Source organism: Streptomyces sp. NPDC092952 (assembly GCF_044754785.1).
Classification (GTDB): domain Bacteria; phylum Actinomycetota; class Actinomycetes; order Streptomycetales; family Streptomycetaceae; genus Streptomyces.
This window is the reverse complement of record NZ_JBIVPT010000049.1, coordinates 1-5,248: the sequence shown is the minus strand read 5'-3', so window position 1 is coordinate 5,248 and position 5,248 is coordinate 1. Positions and strand designations below refer to the sequence as shown.

Sequence of the window (5,248 nt, the reverse complement as noted above, 5' to 3'; positions counted from 1 at the left end):
GGCAACCCCACCTTCACCGAACTCCTCAGCCGAACACGCGAGTTCAACCTCGCCGCCTACACCCACCAAGACATCCCCTTCGAACGCCTCGTCGACGACCTCGACGTAACCCGCTCCACCGCACGTCACCCCCTCTTCCAGACGGTGCTCACGCTGGACGACACCACCGGCCGGGAGGCGCTGGACCAGGCCCGCCGGATGCCCGGCCTCGACGTCACTCCATACGAGACCGAGACCGGCACCGCCAAGTTCGACCTGTCCTTCGGACTCAGCACCCGGGCCGAAGGCGGGCTCACAGGCCGCGTCGAATACCGCACCGACCTCTACGACGAGGCCACCGTGCGGACCCTCGCGGACCGGCTCGTCCGGGTGCTCGACGCGGTCACCACCCGGCCCGGACTGCCGGTCACCCGGGTCGACGTCCTCGCGCCCGGGGAGCGCACCGCACTCGTCCGCGAGCGCAACACCACCGCACGCCCCCTGCCCGAGGCCACCCTGCTCGGCCTCTTCGAGGCGCACACGGCGCAGTCACCGGACCGCACCGCAGTCATCACCGAGGGCGGGACCGAACTCACCTACGGACAGCTCTCGATACGCGCACACCAGCTCGCGCACCGGCTGCGGCGTGCGGGCCTACGCCCCGAGACTCCCGTCGCGCTCCTCATGGAACGCTCCGTGGATCTGGTCGTCGCCGTGCTGGCCGTGCTCAAGGCCGGTGGCGCCTACGTACCGCTCAGTGCCACCTACCCTGACGACCGCCTGCGCTGGATCCTCGACGAGACTGCGGCGCCCGTCCTGATCACCGACCTGATCCAGCACGACCGCGCCCTCGCCATGGCGCCCGACGGGGTGGAGCTACTCGTCGTCGACGACCCCGACACCATGTCCGCCCTGGCGCGGGAGGGCATCGACGCCCCCGGCGCCACGCCGCTGCCGGACCAGCTGGCCTGCGTGATGTTCACGTCGGGCTCCACCGGCACCCCCAAGGGCGTCGCGGCCACCCACGGGAACATCGCCGAACTCGCCCTGGACCGCTGGTGGGAGTCGGGATGCGCCCAGCGCGTCCTGCTGCACTCCCCGCACGCCTGGGACGCGCTCACCCTGGAGCTGTGGGTGGCGCTCCTGACGGGAGGCTCGGTCGCCGTCGCCCCGGCCGGGGACATCGGCGTCGACTCCCTCGCCGACCTCATCCAACGGCACGGCATCACCGGGCTGTGGCTCACCGCGGGCCTGTTCGCCGTGCTCGCCGAGGAACGGCCGGAGTGCTTCGCCTCGGTGCACCAGGTGTGGACCGGCGGCGACGTGGTCCCGCCGGCCGCGGTCCGCCGCGTCCTGGAACACTGCCCGGACATCCAGGTCGTCAACGGCTACGGCCCCACCGAGACCACGGTGTTCGCCACCCGCAACCCGGTCACCGCGCGGGACGCGCGGGGCCGACTGCCCAGCGTCCTGCCGATCGGCGCCCCGCTCGACAACATGCGGGTGTATGTCCTCGACGAGAGTTTGCACCCGGTGCCCGACGCGGTGACCGGCGAGCTCTACATCGCGGGTAGCGGACTGGCCCGCGGCTATTTGGGCCGCCACGACCTGACCGCGGAACGCTTCGTCGCCGACCCCTACGGCACCCCCGGCACCCGTATGTACCGCACCGGTGACCTGGTGCGTTGGAACGCTGACGGCCTGATCGAGTTCGTCGGCCGGGCCGACGACCAGGTCAAGGTCCGCGGCTTCCGTATCGAACTCGCCGAGATCGAGGCCGCGCTGGCCCACCACCCCGATGTCACCGCCTGCGCCGTCGTCGTCCGCGAGGACCGGCCCGGCGACAAGCGCATCACCGGGTACGCGGTGCCGGACACCCTCGACGCCGCCGCGCTGCGCACCCACCTCACCGGGGCGCTGCCCGACTACATGGTGCCTGCGGCCCTGGTCACCCTGGCCGAACTGCCGCTGACCACCAACGGCAAACTCGACCGCAAGGCGCTGCCCGTCCCCGAGTACCGGGCCGCGGCCGCCACCGGCCGTGCACCGACCGGGCACGTCGAGGAGACGCTGTGCGCCCTGTTCGCGGATGTCCTCGGCCGTGCGGAGGTCGGCGTCAACGACAGCTTCTTCGACCTCGGCGGCGACAGCATCATGTCCATCCAACTGGTCAGCCGCGCCCGCAAGGCCGGTCTCGTGCTCAGCCCGCGTGACGTCTTCGACCACCGCACCGCCGAGGCGCTCGCCGTCGTAGTGTCGGCGGCCGGCGCGGACAAGGCCGACCGTGCGCAGCAGGAGTCCGAGTCCGCCTGGGGCCCGCTGCCGCGCACACCGATCATGCACTGGCTAGCCGAACGGGGTGGTGCCGTCGACCGCTTCAACCAGTCCGTCGTCCTCCAGGTGCCCGCCGACCTCGGCCACGACCGGCTACGCACCGCCCTCGGGGCTGTCCTGGACCACCACGACGCCCTGCGCATGCGCTGCGTACCGGGCGCGAATTCCAGCACGGGAACAGGAACGGAAACGCGACCCGGCACGGACGAGGACGCCTGGACCCTGGCCATCCCCGAGCCCGGCACGCTCGATGTGGACGACTGCCTGCGCCGCGTCGACGCCACCGGCCTCGACGCCGACGCCCTGCGCACCGCTCTCGGCGAGCAGGCCGCCGCCGCTCTCGGCCGGATCGCACCGGCCGACGGCCGGATGCTCCAGGCCGTCTGGCTCGACCGCGGCCCCGACGCCCCAGGACGGCTGCTGCTCGTCGTCGACCACCTGGTCGTCGACGGAGTCTCCTGGCGCGTCCTCGTTTCCGACCTCGCCGAGGCCTGGCAGTCGACGGCCGACGGGGGCGAACCCCGACTCGAACCCGTGCCCACCTCGTTCCGCCACTGGGCGCTGTCCCTGCAGCGTGCCGCCGAGGATCCGGTACGGTCCGCCGAGCTCGCCCACTGGGCCGACACGCTGCGCCGTACGGCACAGGACACAGGCCCCGGCGCTGAACTCGACCCCACCCTCGACACCCGCGAGAGCGCGGGCTCGCTCTCCGTGCGGCTGCCCTCCGATGTCACCGAACACGTGCTCACCGATGTGGGCGCCGCCATCGGAGCGGGCGTCAACGACGTCCTGCTCGCCGCCTTCGCCCTGGCGGCTGGCAGCTGGCAGTGCCCGGCCGGACTGCTCGCCACGGCGACCGGCAGCCCGGTCCTCATGAACGTCGAGGGCCACGGCCGCGAGGAGCAGATCGTGCCCGGCGCGGACCTGTCCCGTACCGTCGGCTGGTTCACGACCCTGTACCCGGTACGGCTCGACCCCGGCCCCCTGGACCGTCTCACGCGTGAGGATGCCTTCGCCGGCGGGAGCGCCGCCGGACGCATCCTGAAGTCCGTCAAGGAACAGCTGCGCGCGGTACCTGACCACGGAGTCGGACACGGACTGCTGCGCCACCTCAACCCGAGGACCAGGACGGTCCTCAAGGGCCTCGACCGCCCCTGGATCGGCTTCAACTACCTGGGGCGTGTCACGGCCCATGAGGCCACCGACTGGAGCACCGTGCCCGACACCGGGGCGCTGGTGCCCGGCGACGACCCGGCCGCCCCCCTGGCCCACGTCCTGGAGCTCAACGCGCTCACCCAGGACTCGACCGTCGGCCCCGAACTGGTCGCCACCTGGACCTGGGCCGCACGCCTGCTGACCGAGGAGCGCGTGCGCGCGCTCGCCGACGCGTGGTTCGACGCGCTGCGCGGCCTCGTCCAGTACGCGCAACGTCCCGACGCGGGCGGTCTGACCCCCTCGGACGTGGCCCTGGTGCCGATCAGCCAGAACGAGATCGACGAATTCGAAGACGAGCTCTTCGCTGAAGAGCTCGACGCAGACGAGTTCTCCGCAGACCTGGAAGACGAGTGAGGAACGCAGTGACCGTCAAGTCCCGTGCCAAGTCCCGTTCCATCGAAGACATCCTGCCCCTGTCACCGCTGCAGGAGGGCCTCGTCTTCCACAGCGTCTACGACGAGCAGGGCGTGGACATCTACACCGTCCAGCTCGTCTTCGATATCGAAGGATCGCTGGACGCCGACCGGCTGCACACCGCCGCCCAGGCTCTGGTGCGTCGGCACACCAACCTCCGCGCGGGCTTCCGTCAGCGTAAGAGCGGCGACTGGGTCCAGGTGGTCCTCGCCGACGCGCCGCTGGTCTGGCGGCGGCACGATCTCAGTGCGCTCGACAGGAGCGAGCGCCCAGCCGCCGCCGAGCGCATCGTCGCCGCGGACCGCGCCGTGCGCTTCGACATGGGCCGGCCGCCCCTGGTCCGTTTCACCCTGATCACCCTCGGCGCCGACCGCCACCGGCTGGTGCTCGCCGTGCACCACGCCGTCCTCGACGGTTGGTCGCTGCCGGTCGTCCTGCGTGAACTGATGCACCTCTACGTGTCCCGGGGCGACGCCGCCGCCCTGCCTCGGATTCGCCCCTACCGCGACTATCTCGCCTGGATCGCCGGACGCGACCGTGGCGCCTCCCTGGCCGCCTGGCGGGCGGCCTTCGCGAGTTTCGACGAGCCGGCCACAGTGATCCCCGCGGTCAAGGACCGTGCCCCCGTGACCCCCAGCAAGGTCGAGTTCCGTATCCCCGCGGAGGCCTCCGCTCGCCTCACCGAGCGGGCCAGGGAGCTGGGCGTCACCCTCAACTCCGTGGTCCAGGGCGCCTGGGGCCTCATGCTCTCCCGGCTGCTCGGCCGCGACGACGTCGTCTTCGGCGTCACTGTCTCGGGCCGCCCCGCCGACCTCGACGGCGTCGAGGACATGGTCGGCCTGTTCATCAACACCCTGCCGCTGCGGCTCACCCTGAATGACCGGGAGTCCCTGGGCGACCTGCTGGTCCGCCTCCAGTCCGAGCAGTCCCGGCTCCTGGACCACCAGTACGTGGGCCTCGCCGAGATCAAGCGCGCGGTCGGCGCCGGTGAACTCTTCGACACCTCGATGGTGTTCGAGAACTACCCCCTCGACAGCGCGGGCCTCGACGACTCCGCCGATGTCGGCGGCCTCCGCCTGGCCTCGGCGCAGAGCCGCTCCGCCATGCACTACACCTACGGCCTTGTCGCCCACCCCGGCGACCAACTGAAGTTCCGCCTCGACTACCAGCCCGACCTGATCGACCGCGCTGACGCGGAGGCCGTGGCGGAGCGTTTGGTGCGGGTGCTGGAGGCGGTGGTCGGGGATCCATCCGTGCCGGTGGGACAGGTGGAGGTGCTGTCACAGGCCGAGCGCGGGCTGGTACT

2 protein-coding genes are annotated in these 5,248 nt (G+C 71.7%); both read left to right on the top strand.

The genetic code is table 11. The features are described from left to right. The coding region (locus ACIQGQ_RS37095) for an amino acid adenylation domain-containing protein (RefSeq protein WP_402405076.1) at window positions 1-3,882 on the top strand (3,882 nt) is incomplete at its 5' end. An 8-nt stretch (window positions 3,883-3,890) separates the two neighbouring features. After that, the coding region (locus ACIQGQ_RS37090) for a condensation domain-containing protein (RefSeq protein ID WP_402405073.1) at window positions 3,891-5,248 on the top strand (1,358 nt) is incomplete at its 3' end.